This is a genomic window from Roseicyclus persicicus, from assembly GCF_012395815.1.
Lineage (GTDB): Bacteria > Pseudomonadota > Alphaproteobacteria > Rhodobacterales > Rhodobacteraceae > Roseicyclus > Roseicyclus persicicus.
Window position 1 is genome coordinate 105980 of record NZ_JAAZQQ010000007.1, and the last position, 15809, is coordinate 121788.

The 15809-nt window shown below is 72.4% G+C and carries 11 protein-coding genes; 7 read left to right on the forward strand and 4 right to left on the reverse strand.

Annotation, left to right across the window (positions count from 1 at the left end):
- The first annotated feature begins 78 nt into the window (after positions 1 to 78).
- The 6 genes from HCU73_RS17475 (at position 79) to HCU73_RS17500 (ending at position 8840) form a co-directional block, all read left to right on the forward strand.
- Entirely contained in the window at positions 79 to 1227 is a 1149-nt protein-coding gene (locus HCU73_RS17475; RefSeq protein WP_168624775.1) for a pyridoxal phosphate-dependent aminotransferase, read from the forward strand.
- An 88-nt stretch (positions 1228 to 1315) separates the two neighbouring features.
- Positions 1316 to 2518 carry an N-acetylmuramoyl-L-alanine amidase gene (locus HCU73_RS17480; protein ID WP_168624894.1) on the forward strand — a complete coding sequence of 401 codons (1203 nt, stop codon included), beginning with the start codon at positions 1316 to 1318 and terminating at the stop codon, positions 2516 to 2518.
- A 155-nt stretch (positions 2519 to 2673) separates the two neighbouring features.
- Complete coding sequence (locus HCU73_RS17485; RefSeq protein ID WP_168624776.1) at positions 2674 to 5247, forward strand: penicillin-binding protein 1A; 2574 nt, start codon at positions 2674 to 2676, stop codon at positions 5245 to 5247.
- Positions 5248 to 5333: 86 nt separating this feature from the next.
- Positions 5334 to 6458 carry a peptide chain release factor 2 gene (gene prfB, locus HCU73_RS17490; RefSeq protein WP_168624777.1) on the forward strand — a complete coding sequence of 375 codons (1125 nt, stop codon included), beginning with the start codon at positions 5334 to 5336 and terminating at the stop codon, positions 6456 to 6458.
- Positions 6459 to 6594: 136 nt separating this feature from the next.
- Positions 6595 to 7974: an amidase gene (locus tag HCU73_RS17495; RefSeq protein WP_239025621.1), complete on the forward strand. Its 1380-nt coding sequence runs from the start codon at positions 6595 to 6597 to the stop codon at positions 7972 to 7974.
- A gap of 74 nt (positions 7975 to 8048) precedes the next feature.
- The gene (locus tag HCU73_RS17500; RefSeq protein ID WP_168624779.1) at positions 8049 to 8840 is read left to right on the forward strand and encodes a DUF2189 domain-containing protein; all 792 of its coding nucleotides are present in this window, start codon (positions 8049 to 8051) and stop codon (positions 8838 to 8840) included.
- A 62-nt stretch (positions 8841 to 8902) separates the two neighbouring features.
- Here HCU73_RS17500 and HCU73_RS17505 read toward each other — a convergent pair whose 3' ends face one another.
- The 4 genes from HCU73_RS17505 to HCU73_RS17520 all read right to left on the reverse strand — a co-directional run bounded on the left by HCU73_RS17505 (position 8903) and on the right by HCU73_RS17520 (position 12403).
- Positions 8903 to 9472: a bactofilin family protein gene (locus tag HCU73_RS17505; RefSeq protein WP_168624780.1), complete on the reverse strand. Its 570-nt coding sequence runs from the start codon at positions 9470 to 9472 to the stop codon at positions 8903 to 8905.
- Entirely contained in the window at positions 9462 to 10805 is a 1344-nt protein-coding gene (locus HCU73_RS17510) for a DUF5930 domain-containing protein (RefSeq protein ID WP_168624781.1), read from the reverse strand. The genes HCU73_RS17505 and HCU73_RS17510 overlap by 11 nt, the downstream gene beginning before the upstream one ends.
- A 188-nt stretch (positions 10806 to 10993) precedes the next feature.
- On the reverse strand, positions 10994 to 11809 hold the full coding sequence (locus tag HCU73_RS17515) for a ferritin-like domain-containing protein (protein WP_168624895.1): 816 nt from the start codon (positions 11807 to 11809) through the stop codon (positions 10994 to 10996).
- A gap of 132 nt (positions 11810 to 11941) precedes the next feature.
- Entirely contained in the window at positions 11942 to 12403 is a 462-nt protein-coding gene (locus HCU73_RS17520; protein WP_168624782.1) for a peroxiredoxin, read from the reverse strand.
- A gap of 104 nt (positions 12404 to 12507) precedes the next feature.
- On the opposite strand from HCU73_RS17520, the gene HCU73_RS17525 reads away from it, so the two are divergent.
- Entirely contained in the window at positions 12508 to 15804 is a 3297-nt protein-coding gene (locus HCU73_RS17525) for a YhdP family protein (RefSeq protein ID WP_168624783.1), read from the forward strand.
- The last annotated feature ends 5 nt before the right edge of the window (positions 15805 to 15809 follow it).

Here is a 15809-nt window from a genome sequence, read left to right on the forward strand (position 1 = left end):
CCGTGACCGCCGACAGGGGCGTTGACGCAGGCCGCCCCGGCTGGTTCAAGGCCCCCGGACCAGCCCGGAGGATCCCCCATGCGCGTCTCGCGCCGCAGCGCCGTCGATCCGTTCATCGTCATGGATGTCATGGAGGCCGCCCGCGCCGCCGAGGAGGCCGGCCGCTCCATCATCCACATGGAGGTGGGCCAGCCCGGCACCGGCGCCCCCGCCGCCGCCCGCGCCCGGCTGGCCGCCGAGATGGAGAAGGGGCCGCTCGGCTACACCGTGGCCCTCGGCCGCCCCGACCTGCGCGCGGCCATCGCGGCGCTCTACGGCGAGTGGTATGGGATCGACCTCGACCCCGCCCGCGTGATCCTGACCTCGGGCGCCTCGGGCGGGTTCCTGCTGACCTTCTCCGCCCTTTTCGACGCGGGCGACCGGGTGGGCCTGGGCGAGCCCTGCTACCCCTCCTACCGCCAGATCCTGACGGCGATGAGCCTGACGCCCGTTGGCCTGCAGACCGATCTGGACACCCGCTACCAGCCGACGCCCGACCACCTGTCGGACGATCTCGCCGGCCTGATCGTGGCCAGCCCCGCCAACCCCACCGGCACCATGCTGGGCAAGCCGGAGCTGGCCGCGCTGGCCGACGCCTGCGCCGGGCGCGACATCGCGCTGATCTCCGACGAGATCTACCACGGCCTGCAATACGACGGCCCCGCCGTCAGCGCGCTCGAGGTCACCGACGACGTCTACGTCATCAATTCCTTCTCGAAATACTTCTCGATGACCGGCTGGCGGCTGGGCTGGATGGTGGTGCCGCCGGATCATGTCCGCGTGGTCGAACGCCTCGCCCAGAACATGTTCATCTGCCCCGCCCACGCGAGCCAGGTCGCCGCCCTCGGCGCGCTCAGCCCCGAGGGCCGGGCCGAGCTCGACGCCCACCGCGAGGTCTATGCCCGCAACCGCCGCATCCTGATCGACGGTCTCGCCGCCGCGTGCCTCACGCGCGTGGCGCCGGCCGACGGCGCCTTCTACCTCTACCTCGACGTCTCGCACCTGACCGGTGACAGCCTCGCGCTGTCCGCCGAGATCCTCGACAAGGCCGGCGTCGCCGTCACCCCCGGCCTCGATTTCGACAAGTCCCGCGGCGCGGGGTTCCTGCGGCTCTCCTACGCCCGCTCGACCCCCGAGATCGAGGAAGGGGTCGCGCGGCTGGCCGCCTTCTTCGCCGCGCGCGGCTGATCTGGTCTTGGGCCGGACGGCGGGCTCTGCTAGTCTGCCCGAACCCCCACCAGACCCGGGACAGAACCCCGTGCGCCGAGCAGTCCTGATGCCCCTTCTGGCCGCGCTCGCGGTCTGCCTCACCGCCCTCGCCGCCCCGGCGCAGGGCTTCGGCGCGCTGGCCCGGCTCCTGCCCGAGGAGACGCGGCTGCACGGCGGCGAGACCGGCATCGACATCACCCTCGGCCTCAGCCAGCCGGTGCCCTTCCGCGTCTTCACCCTGGCCGACCCGGCCCGCGTGGTGGTGGATTTCCGCGAGGTGGCCTTTGGCGACTGGGCCGACACCGCGGATCTGCCCCCCGGCATCGAGGCGATGGAGGCGGGCCCGGCGCGCACGGCGGGCTGGTCGCGCCTCGTGCTGACCCTGTCCGCGCCCTTCGCGCCGACGACCGCCGCGATGACGACCGACCCCGCCACCGGCCGCGCCGCCGTCGCGCTGCGCCTCGTGCCGGTGCCCGAGGCCGAGTTCCGCGCCGCCGCCGGCACCCCGCCCGAGGCCACGGCCCCCCCCGCGGTGCTGCCCGAGGGGGCGGGCGCGGCGGGCGACGGGCGCCTTGTCGTGGTGCTCGACCCCGGCCATGGCGGCGTCGACCCGGGCGCCGTGCGGGGCGAGCATACCGAGGCCGACCTTGTCCTGACCTTCGCGCGCGAACTGCGCGACGCGCTCCGCCGCAGCGGCCGGGCCGAGGTGGTGCTGACCCGCGACGCCGACCTCTTCGTGCCGCTGCCGACCCGCGTGACGCTGGCGCGCGCGGCCGGGGCCGACCTGTTCATCTCGATCCACGCCGACGCGCTGGCCGAAGGCACCGCGCGCGGCGCGACGGTCTACACGCTGTCAGACACCGCGTCGGACGCCGCCGCCGAGGCGCTGGCCGAACAGCACGACCGCGCCGATCTGTTGCAGGGCATCGACCTGCACGGGGCCGACGACGTGGTGGCCGGCGTGCTGATGGACCTCGCCCGGCTGGAGACCGCCCCGCGCAGCGCCGCGCTGGCCACCGCGCTGGTCGAGGGGATCGGCGCGGCGGGGCTCAGGCTCCATCCCGACCCGCAGGGCGAGGCGGGCTTCACCGTGCTGCGGGCGGCCGACATCCCCTCGGTGCTGCTGGAGATCGGCTTCATGTCGGATGCCCGCGACCTCGGCGACATCCTCGACCCCGACTGGCGCGCGCAGATGCAGGCGGCGCTGGTCGAGGCGATCCTCGGCTGGGCCGAGGCGGATGCCGCGCGCATGGCGCTGGCCCGGCAATAGGGGGCGGCGGAAAACGCGCGTTTTCCGCAAGGGAAACCTCGAGGTTTCCCGTGCGTTTTCCTCGAGGAAAACGCTCCCTGCGGAAACCCGCGCATGTGATTTGCCCGGACAGGGGGTTGCAGGTATAGCATCCCCAACAGGAACGGGCGGCCCCCATGATCCGATTCACCATTGGCTTCTTCGGCGCGATCTTCACCGCCGTGACGCTCGGCATCTTTGCCGTGGCGGTGGCCGTGGGCGGCATCCTCTACATGTATTCCCGCGACCTGCCCGACCACGAGGCGCTGGCCAACTACCAGCCCCCCACGATCAGCCGGATCTATTCCCGCGAAGGCATGATCGTCGACGAGTTCGCCACCGAGCGCCGCCTGTTCGTGCCCGCCGAGGAGATCCCCGACCTCGTTGCCCATGCCTTCGTCTCGGCCGAGGACCGGAACTTCTACGAGCACGGCGGCTACGACCCCCGCGCCATCGCCGCGGCCTTCGTCGAGGCGGTGCGCAGCCGCGGCCGCGACGTGCGCGGCGCCTCGACCATCACCCAGCAGGTGATGAAGAATTTCCTGCTCGACGGGTCGCGCACGGTGGAGCGCAAGGTGCGCGAGATCATCCTCGCCGCCCGGATCGAGACCGCCCTGTCGAAGGAGCGCATCCTCGAGCTTTATCTCAACGAGATCTTCCTCGGGCAGAACTCCTACGGCGTCGCCGCCGCGGCCCAGACCTATTTCAACGCCAATCTCGAGGACCTGACGCTGGAACAGGCGGCCTACCTCGCCGCGCTGCCGCAGGCGCCGTCGAACTTCCACCCGGTGCGCGACTACGAGCGCGCGGTCAGCCGCCGCAACTACGTGCTGCGCGAGATGTTCGAGAACGGCTACATCACCCGCGCCGAGATGGAGCGCGCCACCGCCGCGCCGCTGGAAACCGTGCAGGGCGGCCATATCGAGCCGTTCCGCACCGCGATGCCGCCGCGGAACTACTTCACCGACGAGATCCGCCGCCAGCTGTCGGCGCAATACGGCGAGGACGAGTTCTTCACCGGCGGCTATTCCGTCCGCGCCACCATGGACGAAAGCCTCCAGGTGGTGGCCGAGCGCGCGCTGCGCCGGGCGCTGGAGCGCTTCGACCGCGAGCAGGGCGTCTGGCGCGGCGCGGTCGACACCATCGACCCCGCCCGCCTGACCGACGAGGACAGCTGGCGCGCCGCGCTGGCCGAGGCCGAGATCGCCCGCGACATCGAGGGCTGGTCCGCCGCCGTGGTGCTGGAGGTCGGGCAGAACGCGGCCCGCATCGGCATCGAGGGCGTGGAGGAGGACGAGGACGGCCATTTCATCCCCGCCGAGGATGTGACCTGGGCCCGGCCCCTGCGCGAGGACGGCAGCCGCGGGCCGCAGGCGCGCGTGGCCGGCGACCTGTTGTCGGTCGGCGACGTGGTGCATGTGCGCGCCATGACGCGGGACAGCGACGGCAGCTTCCTGCGCTGGACGCTCAGGCAGGTGCCCGAGGTGCAGGGCGCCTTCATGGCGATGGACGTGAACACCGGCCGGGTGCTGGCGATGCAGGGGGGGTTCTCCTACCAGCAGTCGTCGTTCAACCGCGCCACCCAGGCGACGCGGCAGCCGGGCTCGTCGTTCAAGCCCTTCGTCTACGCCGCCGCGCTCGACAGCGGCTACAGCCCCAACACCATCGTCATCGACGCGCCCATCGAGGTGCAGACGCCCGAGGGGGTCTGGCGCCCGCAGAACGCGTCGAACCAGTTCTACGGGCCGTCGCCGCTGCGCACCGGGATCGAGCTCAGCCGCAACCTGATGACCGTGCGGCTGGCCCAGGACGTGGGCATGGAGACCGTCGCCCGCTACGCCGAGCGCTTCGGCGTCTACGACGACATGCAGCCCTTCCTCGCCAACTCGCTGGGCAGCCAGGAGACCACGCTCTACCGCATGGTGGCGGCCTACGCGATGTTCGCCAACGGCGGCGAGCGGGTGGAGCCGACGCTGGTCGACCGCATCCAGGACCGCTGGGGCAACACCGTCTACCGCCATGACCAGCGGCTCTGCCCCGACTGCCAGCTGGCGTCGCTGCAGCCCGGCATGGCGCCCGCCATCGTGTCGAACCGCGAGCGCGTGATCGACCCGATCACCGCCTACCAGCTGACCTCGATGATGCAGGGCGTCGTCACCCGCGGCACCGCGGCGGGGCGGATCGACCTGCCGGTGCCCTCGGCCGGCAAGACCGGCACCACCAACGACGCGCGCGACGTCTGGTATGTGGGCTTCACCTCGACCATCGCGGCGGGCTGCTACATCGGCTACGACACGCCCCGGCCGCTGGGTTCGGGCGCCTCGGGCGGGGGCATGTGCGCGCCGGTGTTCAACGAGTTCATGCAGGAGGCCGTGCGCGAATACGGCGGCGGCCCCTTCGCGGTGCCCGAGGGCGGCGTGTTCTTCCCCATCGACCGCTACTCCGGTCAGCGCCTGCCCGACGGCGCGCAGGGCCCCGACGTGGTCTACGAGCTGTTCCGCGAGGGCGAGGAGCCGTATTTCGGCATCCTGTCGATCATCGACGGCGGCTGGGGCATGGGCTCGGACCTGCCGCTGGTCAGCCGCGGCGAGGGCGAGGCGGGCGACGGCGCGGTGGACGCGGACCAGACGGTGACCACCTCGACCGGCGAGGCGGCGCGGGTGCCGAGCCAGAGCGGCTTCGGCACGCTCAGCTCGGGTGGGCTCTACTAGGGGCGCCGCGGGGCGCGCGCGGCGGCCTTGTCCCGCGCTTCGGGGCTGGTATATCAGCCCCCTGACGAGACAAGGGGCCGAGCCAGATGCGCGCCGAGACGCAAGCCAACATCGAGAAGATCCGCAAGTCGCTGACGCTCCTGGGCCAGCGGCTGGGGCTGGAGACCGCGCAGCACCGGCTTGAGGAATTCAACGCCCGCGTCGAGGACCCCAACCTCTGGAACGACCCGGCCCGCGCGCAGAAGCTGATGCGCGACCGGCAGATGCTGGTCGACCGGCTGGGCACCTACGAGGCGATCCGCGCGGGGCTGAGCGACAATGTCGAGCTGATCGAGCTGGGCGAGGCCGAGGGCGACGCCGAGGTGGTGGCCGAGGCCGAGGCGGCGCTGGCCGAGCTGGTCGGCACCGCGGCGCAGAAGGAGCTGGAGGCGCTGCTGGACGGCGAGGCCGACGGCAACGACGCCTTTCTCGAGATCAACGCGGGCGCCGGCGGCACCGAGGCCTGCGACTGGGCGCAGATGCTGGCGCGGATGTATGTCCGCTGGGCCGAGAGCCGCGGCTTCGAGGTGGACCAGCAGGACATGTCGCCCGGCACCGAGGCCGGCATCAAGTCGGTGGTCTACCAGGTCAAGGGGCCGAACGCCTATGGCTGGCTGAAGTCGGAATCGGGCGTGCACCGCCTGGTGCGGATCAGCCCCTTCGGCAAGGGCACGCGCGAGACGAGTTTCGCGAGCGTGTGGGTCTACCCGGTGGTCGACGACAACATCGAGATCGAGGTCAACGCCAACGACATCCGCATCGACACCTACCGGTCCTCGGGCGCGGGCGGCCAGCACGTGAACACGACCGACTCGGCGGTGCGGATCACCCACCTACCCACCGGCATCGTGGTGACGAGTTCCGAGAAGTCGCAGCACCAGAACCGGGACATCGCGATGAAGGCGCTGAAGTCGCGGCTCTACCAGATGGAGCTGGAGAAGCGCACCGCGGCGATCACCGAGGCGCATGAGGCCAAGGGCGAGGCGGGCTGGGGCAACCAGATCCGGTCCTACGTGCTGCAGCCCTACCAGATGGTGAAGGACCTGCGCACGGGCTACGAGACCAGCGACACCGGCGGCGTGCTCGATGGCGACCTCGACGGGCTGATGGCGAGCGTGCTGGCGCTGAACGTGTCGGGCAAGAGCCGGGCCGAGGCGCGCGCGGAGGACTGAGGGCGGCGCCCGTCCTCGGGCCCCCCCGGGGGGCCCTCGTCCGGGCGACGGCGAGGCGGTGATCCGGCGTGGCGCGGGAGGCTGGCGGCACGGCCGATTGAGTATTTGGAAAGCAAAGATGGGGGCAGGGGGGAGCATGGCCGAGCTGTGGGAGCTGGAGGCGGGCGCGCTGTCGGGGCTGATCGCGCGGCGCGAGGTGTCGCCGGTCGAAGTGATGCGCGCGGTGCTGGCCCGGATCGACGCGGTGAACGGCGAGGTGAACGCCATCGTCGCGTTGCGGGATCGCGAGACGCTGATGGGGGCCGCGCGGATCGCCGAGGCGATGCCGGCGGAGGGCTGGCTGCACGGCGTGCCCGTGGCGATCAAGGACCTGATCGAGGTGAAGGGGATCCGGTCCACCTCGGGCTCGCCGCTGATGAAGGACCATGTGCCGGCCGTCGATGACGGGCTGGCCCGGCGGCTCAGGGCGGCGGGCGCCATCGTGATCGGCAAGACCAACGTGCCGGCCTTCGGGCTTGGTTCGCACACCGTGAACAAGGTCTACGGCGCCACCCGCAACCCCTATGACCTGTCGCGGAGCGCGGGCGGGTCCTCGGGCGGAGCGGCGGCGGCGCTGGCGACGCGGATGCTGCCGGTGGCCGATGGGTCGGACATGATGGGCAGCTTGCGCAACCCGGCCGCCTGGAACAACGTCTATGGCTTCCGGCCCACCGCGGGCCTGGTGCCCGGCGAGCCGCGCGACAGCGTGATCCAGCACCGGCTGTCGACCAACGGGCCGATGGGGCGCAGCGTGGCCGACATGGAGCGCCTGCTGGAGACGCTGAGCGACGGCGCCTACCGCGCCGGGTCGGGCAAGGCGCCGGCGCGGCCGCGGATCGGCTGGCTGGGCGACTGGGGCGGGGCCTACACGATGGAGGACGGGATCCTGGCGCAGGCCGAGGCGGCGCTGGCCGCCATGGAGGGCTTAGGCTGGGCGGTGGAGCCGGTGGCGCCGCCCTATCCGGCCGCGGCGCTGTGGGAGAGCTGGACCATCCTGCGCCAGTTCGCCGTGGCGATGAGCCTCGGGCCCTACTGGCGCGACGAGGCCGCCCAGGCGCAGCTGCCGCCGCAGGCCAGGTGGGAGATCACCCACGGCTTTGCCCGCAAGGGGGCCGAGGTGGAATGGGCGGCCGAGACGCGGCTGGCCTGGCTCGAGGCCGCGCGCGCCCTGTTCGCCCGCTACGACGCCGTGGTGCTGCCCGCGACGCAGGTCTGGCCCTTCCCGGTCGGGGACCGCTGGCCCGAGCGGATCGGCGGCCGCGAGATGGACACCTATCACCGCTGGATGGAGGTGGTGGTGCCGGCGAGCCTGGGCGGGCTGCCGGCGCTGGCGCTGCCCGCGGGCTTCGGGGCGCAGGGGTTGCCCGCCGGGGTGCAGATGATCGGCGCGCCGGGGGCCGACGCGATGCTGATGGCGCTGGGGCGCGCCTACCACGACGCGACCGGCTGGCCGGCGCGGAGGCTGCCCGCGCTCTGATCCCCCTTGGCGGGTGCGCCGGGGCCGGTCTACACTTCCCGCGGGAAACCGGAGCCTGTCGGGGAGGAGGGGCCATGAGCGACACCCTGGGCCATGCCGCGCCCTCCAAGGTGCCGGCGGTGCGCGAGATGGCGGTGGCCGACATCGGCGCGGCGCTGCGGGCGGGGCTGCGCGACTACCTCAGAAAGCCGATGATGGGGCTGTTCTTTTCCCACGTCTACGTGGTGGGGGGGTGGCTTCTCTACATCTTCTTCTTCGTCACCGACCAGGTCTGGTACGCGATCCCGATCACCGTGGGCTTTCCGTTGATCGGCCCCTTCCTCGCGGTGGGGCTCTACGAGGTGTCGCGCCGGCTGGAGGCGGGCGAGACGCAGTGGCGGCGCAACGACATCTTCGGCGTGATCTGGCGCCAGCGGCTGCGGCAGTTGCCGCTGATGTCCTGGGTGGTGATCGTCTACTTCCTGTTCTGGTCCTTCTTCGCGCACATGCTGTTCGCGCTGTTCCTCGGGCCGTCGGCGCTGACCAACGTGACCACCTCCTACGCCTACCTGCTGCAGCCCGAGGGGCTGACCATGCTGCTGGTGGGCACGGGGTTCGGGGCGGCCTTCGCCTTCGTGCTGTTCTGCCTGACGGCGGTGTCGCTGCCGCTGCTCCTGGACAAGGAGCTGGACTTCGTCACCGCGATGCTGACCTCGATCGCCGTGGTGCGCCGGAACCCCAGGGTCATGATCCTGTGGGGCCTGACCATCGCGGTGCTGACCTTCCTCGGCATGGTGCCGGGGCTGCTGGGCCTGTTCGTGGTGCTGCCGGTGCTGGGCCACGCGACCTGGCACATCTACCGCCGCGCGCTGGTGCCGCTGGACTGAGGCGGCCATGAAAAAAGCCGGGCGGCGGGCCCGGCTTTTCCTGTTTCGGCGGCTCCTGGCGCTCAGGAGGTCTTGAGGTCCGCGCCCGGGGCGGGGCCGGCGGCCGAGGGGCGCGGCACGGCGGGGGCGGGGGTCGACGGCGCCATGCGCGGCATCGACGACGACGCGCCGGTCGACAGCGGATCCTCGGCGCGCTGCACCGAGCCCTCGAAATGGGCGCCCGACTCGATCGCGATGGTCTTGTGGATGATGTCGCCCTCGACCCGCGCGGTGGAGGTCAGGCGCACCTTGAGGCCGCGCACCTTGCCGATCACGCGGCCGGTCACGACGATGTCGTCGGCGACGATCTCGCCCTCGATGTTGGCGCTTTCGCCCACGGTCAGCAGGTGGGCGCGGATGTCGCCCTGCACGGTGCCCTCGACCTGGATGTCGCCGGTGGTGCGCAGGTTGCCGGTCACCGTCAGGTCGGAACTCAGGATCGACGGGTTGGGCTTGGACTTGGGCGACGAGGTGGGGGTGGACATGTCTGCTCCCGGCTTGGGGCTGGATTTCGTATCGGACGCGGAGGCGGGGGCGCTGTCGGCGCCGGACGCCTTCGGCCCGGGTTCATTGATCTTGGATTTAGAAAACATCGCGTCCTGCCGTGATGAAGGTCATGGGATTCACCGGATCGCCGTTGCGCCGCACTTCGTAGTGCAGGTGCGTGCCGGTGCACCGTCCGGTGCAGCCCATATCACCGATATGCTCCCCGCGCGAGACCCTTTCGCCCTCGGAGACGTGCAGCCGGCTCAGGTGGGCGTAGCGGGTGGTGATGCCGAAGCCGTGGTCGATCTCGACCATCAGCCCGTAACCGCTTTGCCGGCCTGCGAAAACCACCCGGCCATCGCCGCCGGCCACGATGTTGGTGCCGCGCGCCCCGGCGAAGTCGATGCCGGCGTGAAGCCGCCGACCGCCGTTGAACGGGTCGCTGCGGTAGCCGAAGCCCGAGGTGTTGCGGAAGCTGCCGCGCACCGGGATCGAGAAGGGCAGCTGCTCGGCCGCGATCCGGTGCAGGTTCATCTGGTCGAGCTGTTCCAGCAGTTCGTTGGCCCGCAGGCTCATGGCGTCCGGCACCCCGTCGCCCGAGGTGGACACCGCGATCGGCATCAGCGGGCCGCCCTGGCCGGAATAGGTGGCGCGCACCTGCCCGATCAGCCGGTCGGTCGGGATGCCCGAGGCCGACAGCATCCGGTCGAGCGGCTCCATCGACACGGCGACGGCCTCCTCGATCTGGCGGAACACGCGCTCCTGCCGCTCGGCGGCGAGCGCGGCCTCGAACTGCAGCCGGTCGATCTCGGTTGCGGCCTCGGCCACCAGCACGGCGGAGCCGTCGCGCTGGTCGGCGGTGGTCTCCAGCGCGGACGCCAGCACCTCGATTGTGCGGCCGAGCTCGGCCTCGCGGGCGGCGGCGGTCTGGGCAGTGCCGGTTTCGGTGCGCAGTTCGCTGCGCAGGGCGACGACCTCGGTGCGGAAGCCGTCGCGCTCGTCGATGGTGCGGCGCAGCGTGGCCTGGATCACGTTGACCGCGGTCTCGAGCTCGCGGCGGCGCTCCTCGCTGTCCAGAAGCCGGGCCTGCATCGCCGCGACCTGGTCCATCGCGGTGGCAAAGCGTTCCTGCGCCTGCACCGCCTCCATGCTGCGCACGTCGACCTCGTGCGAGAGCTGGTTCAGGCGGGTCTGGTAGAGCAGGCTTTCGCGTGCGGCCTGTTCGCGGGCGTTGCCGGCGGAAATCGCGTCGATCAGGAACACCGAGGTGACGATCACCGTCCATCCGACGACCACCGCGAAGCCCGACAGGATGGCGGCCTGCGTCACGGGTCTCAGGCGGATGAATCGTGTGCCCTGGTCGGATTTCAGGAAGAGCCGCTGCTCGGGCAGGCGCTGTTCCAGGGCCGCATTCAAGCGGCCGATCAGCCGTGCTGTCACGTCGTTTGCCCCATCTTCCCCCCGATTATTATGACCCGTGCCGGTTCTTGTCCGACCGGCTGCGGTCCACTGGGGGAATACTCAGGACCGCGCACTGCCTCAACAGGCTATCCTGCCACGGCCCAAAAAGCACCGAAATTTGGCCGGTTTGGGCAAAAATCCGCCGATCCGGGGCGCGCGCGCGGGTCTCAATCGGCCAGCGGCCAGTAGAAATCGGGCGGCAGGCCGGCCTCGGCGCGCTTTTCCTCGTTGAAGGGCGGCTTCAGCGCGCCGTGGAAATAGTGGCGGACAAGGCCGTGAAAGGCGTCCTTCGGGTCGGCGTTCTCGCGCCCGCAGAGGAAGTGGAACCACTTCGAGCCATAGGCGACGTGGTGCACCTCCTCGGCGTAGATCACCTCCAGCGCGGCCACCGCCTGCGCCGCCGCTGGGTCGTCCTTGGCCTTGCGGAAGGTCTCGATCATCGTCGGCGTCACGTCGAGCCCGCGCGCCTCCAGCACCATCGGCACCACGGCGAGGCGGCCCATCAGGTCGTCGCGCGTGTCCTCGGCGGCACGCCACATGCCGGCATGGGCGGGCAGCGCGCCGTAGTGGCTGCCCATCGCCTCCAGGCAATCGGCGACCAGGTTGAAATGCTTGGATTCCTCGTCGGCCGCGCGCACCCAGTCGTCGTAGAAGCCGGAAGGCATCGGCACATGGGTGAAGCGCGCGATGATGTCCCAGTGCAGGTCGACGGCGTTCAGCTCGATGTGGGCCACGGCGTGCAGCAGCGCGAGGCGCCCCTCGCGGGTGCCGGGGCGGCGGCGGGGCACGTCGCGGGGGGCCAGCAGGTCGGGCTTGTCGGGGCGCGCGGGGCGGAGCGGCGGGGCGGCGGTGCCGATCTCGGGCAGCCGGCCCTCGGCGCGGGCGGCATGCCAGGCGGCGGCATGGCGGCGCGACAGCGCGGTCTTGTCCCGCGCGTCGGCGGTGGTCAGGACGGCCTCGGCCATCCGGGCAAGGGGGAGCATCTCGGTCATGGGCGCGGTGTGGCGGGGCGCGCGCCGGTCGTCAAGCCGCGCGGAAAACTCGAGTTTTCCGCACCGAAAAACTCGAGTTTTTCGTGCCGTTTTCCTGCAGGAAAACGCCGCGGCGCGCGGGCCTCAGAGCCCCTTGACCGCCGCAAGAACCGCCTCGGCGTGGCCCGGCACCTTGACCTTGCGCCATTCCGCGCGCAGCACGCCCGACCCGTCGATCAGGAAGGTCGACCGCTCGATCCCCATGTAGGTCTTGCCGTACATGGATTTCTCGGCCCAGACCCCGTAGCGCTCGCACACGTCGCTGGCCTCGTCGGAGGCCAGCACCACGCCCAGCCCGTGCTTGGCCACGAACTTGTCATGCGACTTGACGCTGTCCTTGGACACACCCACCACCACGGCGCCGGCGGCCTCGAACTCGGCGGCCATCGCGGTGAAATCCTTGGCCTCGGTGGTGCAGCCCGAGGTGTCGTCCTTGGGGTAGAAATACAGCACCACGGCCTTGGGGCGCAGCGCCGACAGCGTGATCTCGCCACCGCCGTCGCGGGGCAGGGTGAAGTCGGGGGCGGGGGCGCCTATCTCGGTCATCGGGTCCTCGTCTGGTCAGTCATCGCTCGCGGCGCCGCCCGGCGCCGGTCGAATTGCAAGCTAGGCGGATTGCGGCGAAGATAAAGCCCGGACAGGCAAGGCAGATGACAGCGGACAGGCAGGCCACCCCCGACGGCGCCCCACCCGGCGCGCGCCCCCCGCGCCGGCGGCGGCGGGGGCGTGTCGCGCTGCTGCTCCTGGCCCTCGGGCTGCTGCTCCTGCCGGCGCTGGCGGCGGGCGCGCTCTACGTCCGGCTCGGCGGCACGCCGCTGGCGCTGCCCGGGCCGATCGCCGACCGGATCGAGGCGCGCCTCGACGCCGCCATGGCCGCCAACCGGGTCGAGATCGGCACCATCGAGATCAGCCGCCCCGAGGGCACGGTCGAGCTGGGCCTGACGCTGCGCGACCTGCGCCTGTCCGACCCCGACGGCGCGCCGCGCGCGGCCTTTCCCGCGCTGTCGGTCGAGCTGTCGACCGCCGCGCTGCTGCAGGGCCGGGTGCACCCGCTGCGCGTCGACCTGGCCGGGGCGGGGCTGCGGCTGGCGCGGGACGCGTCGGGGCAGATCGACCTCGCCCTGATCGCGGGCGGCGCGGCCAGCGAGCTGAGTCTGGCCGAGACGCTCGCCCGCCTCGACACCATGTTCGCCAGCCCCGCCTTCGCCGAGCTGGAGGGCGTCACCGGCACCGGGCTGCAGCTGGTGATGGAGGACGCGATGACCGGGCAGGTGATGCGCGTCCGCGAGGCGCGGATGCGGCTCGAACGCAAGGACGGCGTGCTCAGCCTCAGCCTCGGCGGCGCGCTCGAGGGCAGCCGCGCGGCGACCCTCGACATCGCCCTCACCCGCGACGCGGGCACCGGCACCGCGAACCTCGGCTTCGCCTTTTCCGGCGTCGCCGCGCGCGACGTCGCCACCATCGGCCCGGCGCTGGCCTGGGTCGACCTGATGCGCGCGCCGATCTCGGGGTTCCTCGGCGGCGCGCTCATGGAGGACGGCTCGGTCGGCGACCTGCGCGTCTCGCTCGACATCGGGCCGGGGCAGCTGCGGGTGGACGGCGCCGAGACGCCGCTGGGCTTCGACCGCGTGGCCGCCGCGCTGCGCTACGACGCGACCAGCGGCCGGATCACCTTCGACAGCCTCGCGCTGTCCGCCCCGCAGCTGGGCTTCGACGCCACCGGCCACGCCGACGCCTCGCCCGACGGCAGCCGCTACACCGCCCAGTTCCGCCTGTCCGACATCACCCTCGCCCCGGGCGAGCTGTTCCCGGCGCCGCTTTCGCTGGATGGCGGGGCGCTGGACCTGCGCCTCACGCTGGCCCCCCGGCTCGAGATCGAGATCGGGCAGGCCGCGCTGTTCGACGACGGGCTGGCGCTGTCGGCCCATGGCCGGCTGTGGGGCACCGAGGCGGGGCTGGCCCTGTCGCTTGACGCCAGCCTGCCCGAGGCCGGGGCGGCGCAGGTGCTGGCCTACTGGCCCGAGGCCGCGATCCCGGCCACCCGGACATGGCTGGCCCGGAACCTGCCGGCCGCGCGCCTGCACGGCGTGGACGTCGCGGTGCGCGCCGCGCCGGGGCAGGCGCCCGAGGTCGCGCTCGACCTCGACTTCACCGAGGCCGAGCTGGTCGCCCTCGCGGCGCTGCCCCCCATCACCGGGGCCGCCGGCTATGTCAGCCTGGTGGGCCCGCGGCTGGTGCTGCGCCTCGACGAGGGCCAGATCGCGGCGCCGGGCGGGGCGGCGGTGGCGCTGGACGGCTCCACCATGACGGTGGCCAACACCCGCGTTCCGGGCCCCGAGGCCGAGCTGGACCTTGTGGTCGCGGGCGAACTGACCGACCTCCTGACGCTGCTGCAGGCGCCGCCGGTCCGGCTGATGCAGGGCAGTGCGATGACGCCCGCCCGGATCGGCACCGGCGCGGCCGAGATGCACGCCACCATCGTCACCCGCCTGATGCGGCAGGAGGGGATGGGCGACACCCGCTTCGAGGTCGCGGGCACGGTGCGCGGCTTTGCCTCGGACACGCTGGTGCCCGGCCGCAGCCTCGCCGCCGAGGCGCTGCAGGTCGCCGTCACCCCCGAGGCGGTGCGCATCTCGGGGCGGGCGAGCTTTGACGGCGTGCCCGTCACGGGCAGCTGGAGCCGCCCCCTCGGCCCCGGCGCCGCGCCCGCCGCCCGGGTCGAGGCCCGCACCGGACTGACGCGCGAGCGGCTGGCCGACCTTGGCCTGCCGCTGCCGGCCTGGCTGATGTCCGGGCAGGCCGAGGCGGCGCTGGTGCTCGACCTGCCGGACGGCGCCGCGCCGGTCCTGCAGGTCACGTCCGACCTGTCGGGGGCGGCGCTTGCGCTGCCGCCGCTGGGCTGGCGGCTGACGCAGGGCCAGACCGGGCGGCTGGACGCGGTGATCCGGCTCGGCCCCGCGCCCGAGGTCACGCGGCTGGCGCTGGAGGCGGGCGGGCTGACGCTGGAGGGGCGGGTCAGCCTGCGCCCGGGCGGCGGCTTCGACCGGCTGACGGCCGACCGCTTCCGCCTCGGGCGCTGGCTCGACGTGACCGGCGCCCTGATCGGCCGCGGCGGCGGGCGGCCGCCGGCGGTCGAGGTGACGGGCGGCACGCTCGACCTGCGCGGCGCGGCGCCCGCGGGCCGGGGCGGCGGCGGGGCCGGGGCCGGGGTGCCGATCACGGCGACGCTCGACCGGCTGCAGGTGACCGAGGGCATCGCCCTGACCGCGCTGCTGGCCGAGCTGACCACCGACGGCGGCCTGTCGGGCCAGTTCCGCGCGCGGGTCAACGGCGAGGCGCCGATCACCGGCACGCTGGTCGCGACCGAGGCCGGCCCCGCGGTGCGCATCAGGGCCGAGGACGGCGGCGCGGTGCTGCGGTCGGCGGGCGTGTTCCGCTCGGCCTATGGCGGCGCGATGGAGCTGGTTCTGCGCGCCACCGGGGCCGAGGGCACCTATGACGGCACCCTCAGCATCGACAGCCCGCGGCTGCGCGACGCGCCCGCCATGGCCGAGCTGCTGAACCTGATCTCGGTGGTGGGGCTCTTGGAGCAGCTGTCGGAGGAGGGCATCAACCTCGGCACGGTCGACGCGCGGTTCCGCATCACGCCGACGCAGCTGATCTTGCAGGAAGGCGTGGCCTTCGGCGCCTCGCTCGGCGTGTCGATGGACGGAACCTACGCGCTGGCCACCCGGCAGCTGGACATGGCCGGCGTGATCTCGCCGCTGAACGCGGTCAACAGCCTGTTCGGCGCGATCTTCTCGCCGCGGCGCGAGGGGCTGTTCGGCTTTGCCTACCGGTTGACGGGGCCCTCCGATAACCCGCAGGTGGCGGTCAACCCGCTTTCGATTCTGACCCCCGGCGTGTTCCGCGAGATCTTTCGCCGCCCGCCGCCGAACCTCGACTGACCGCG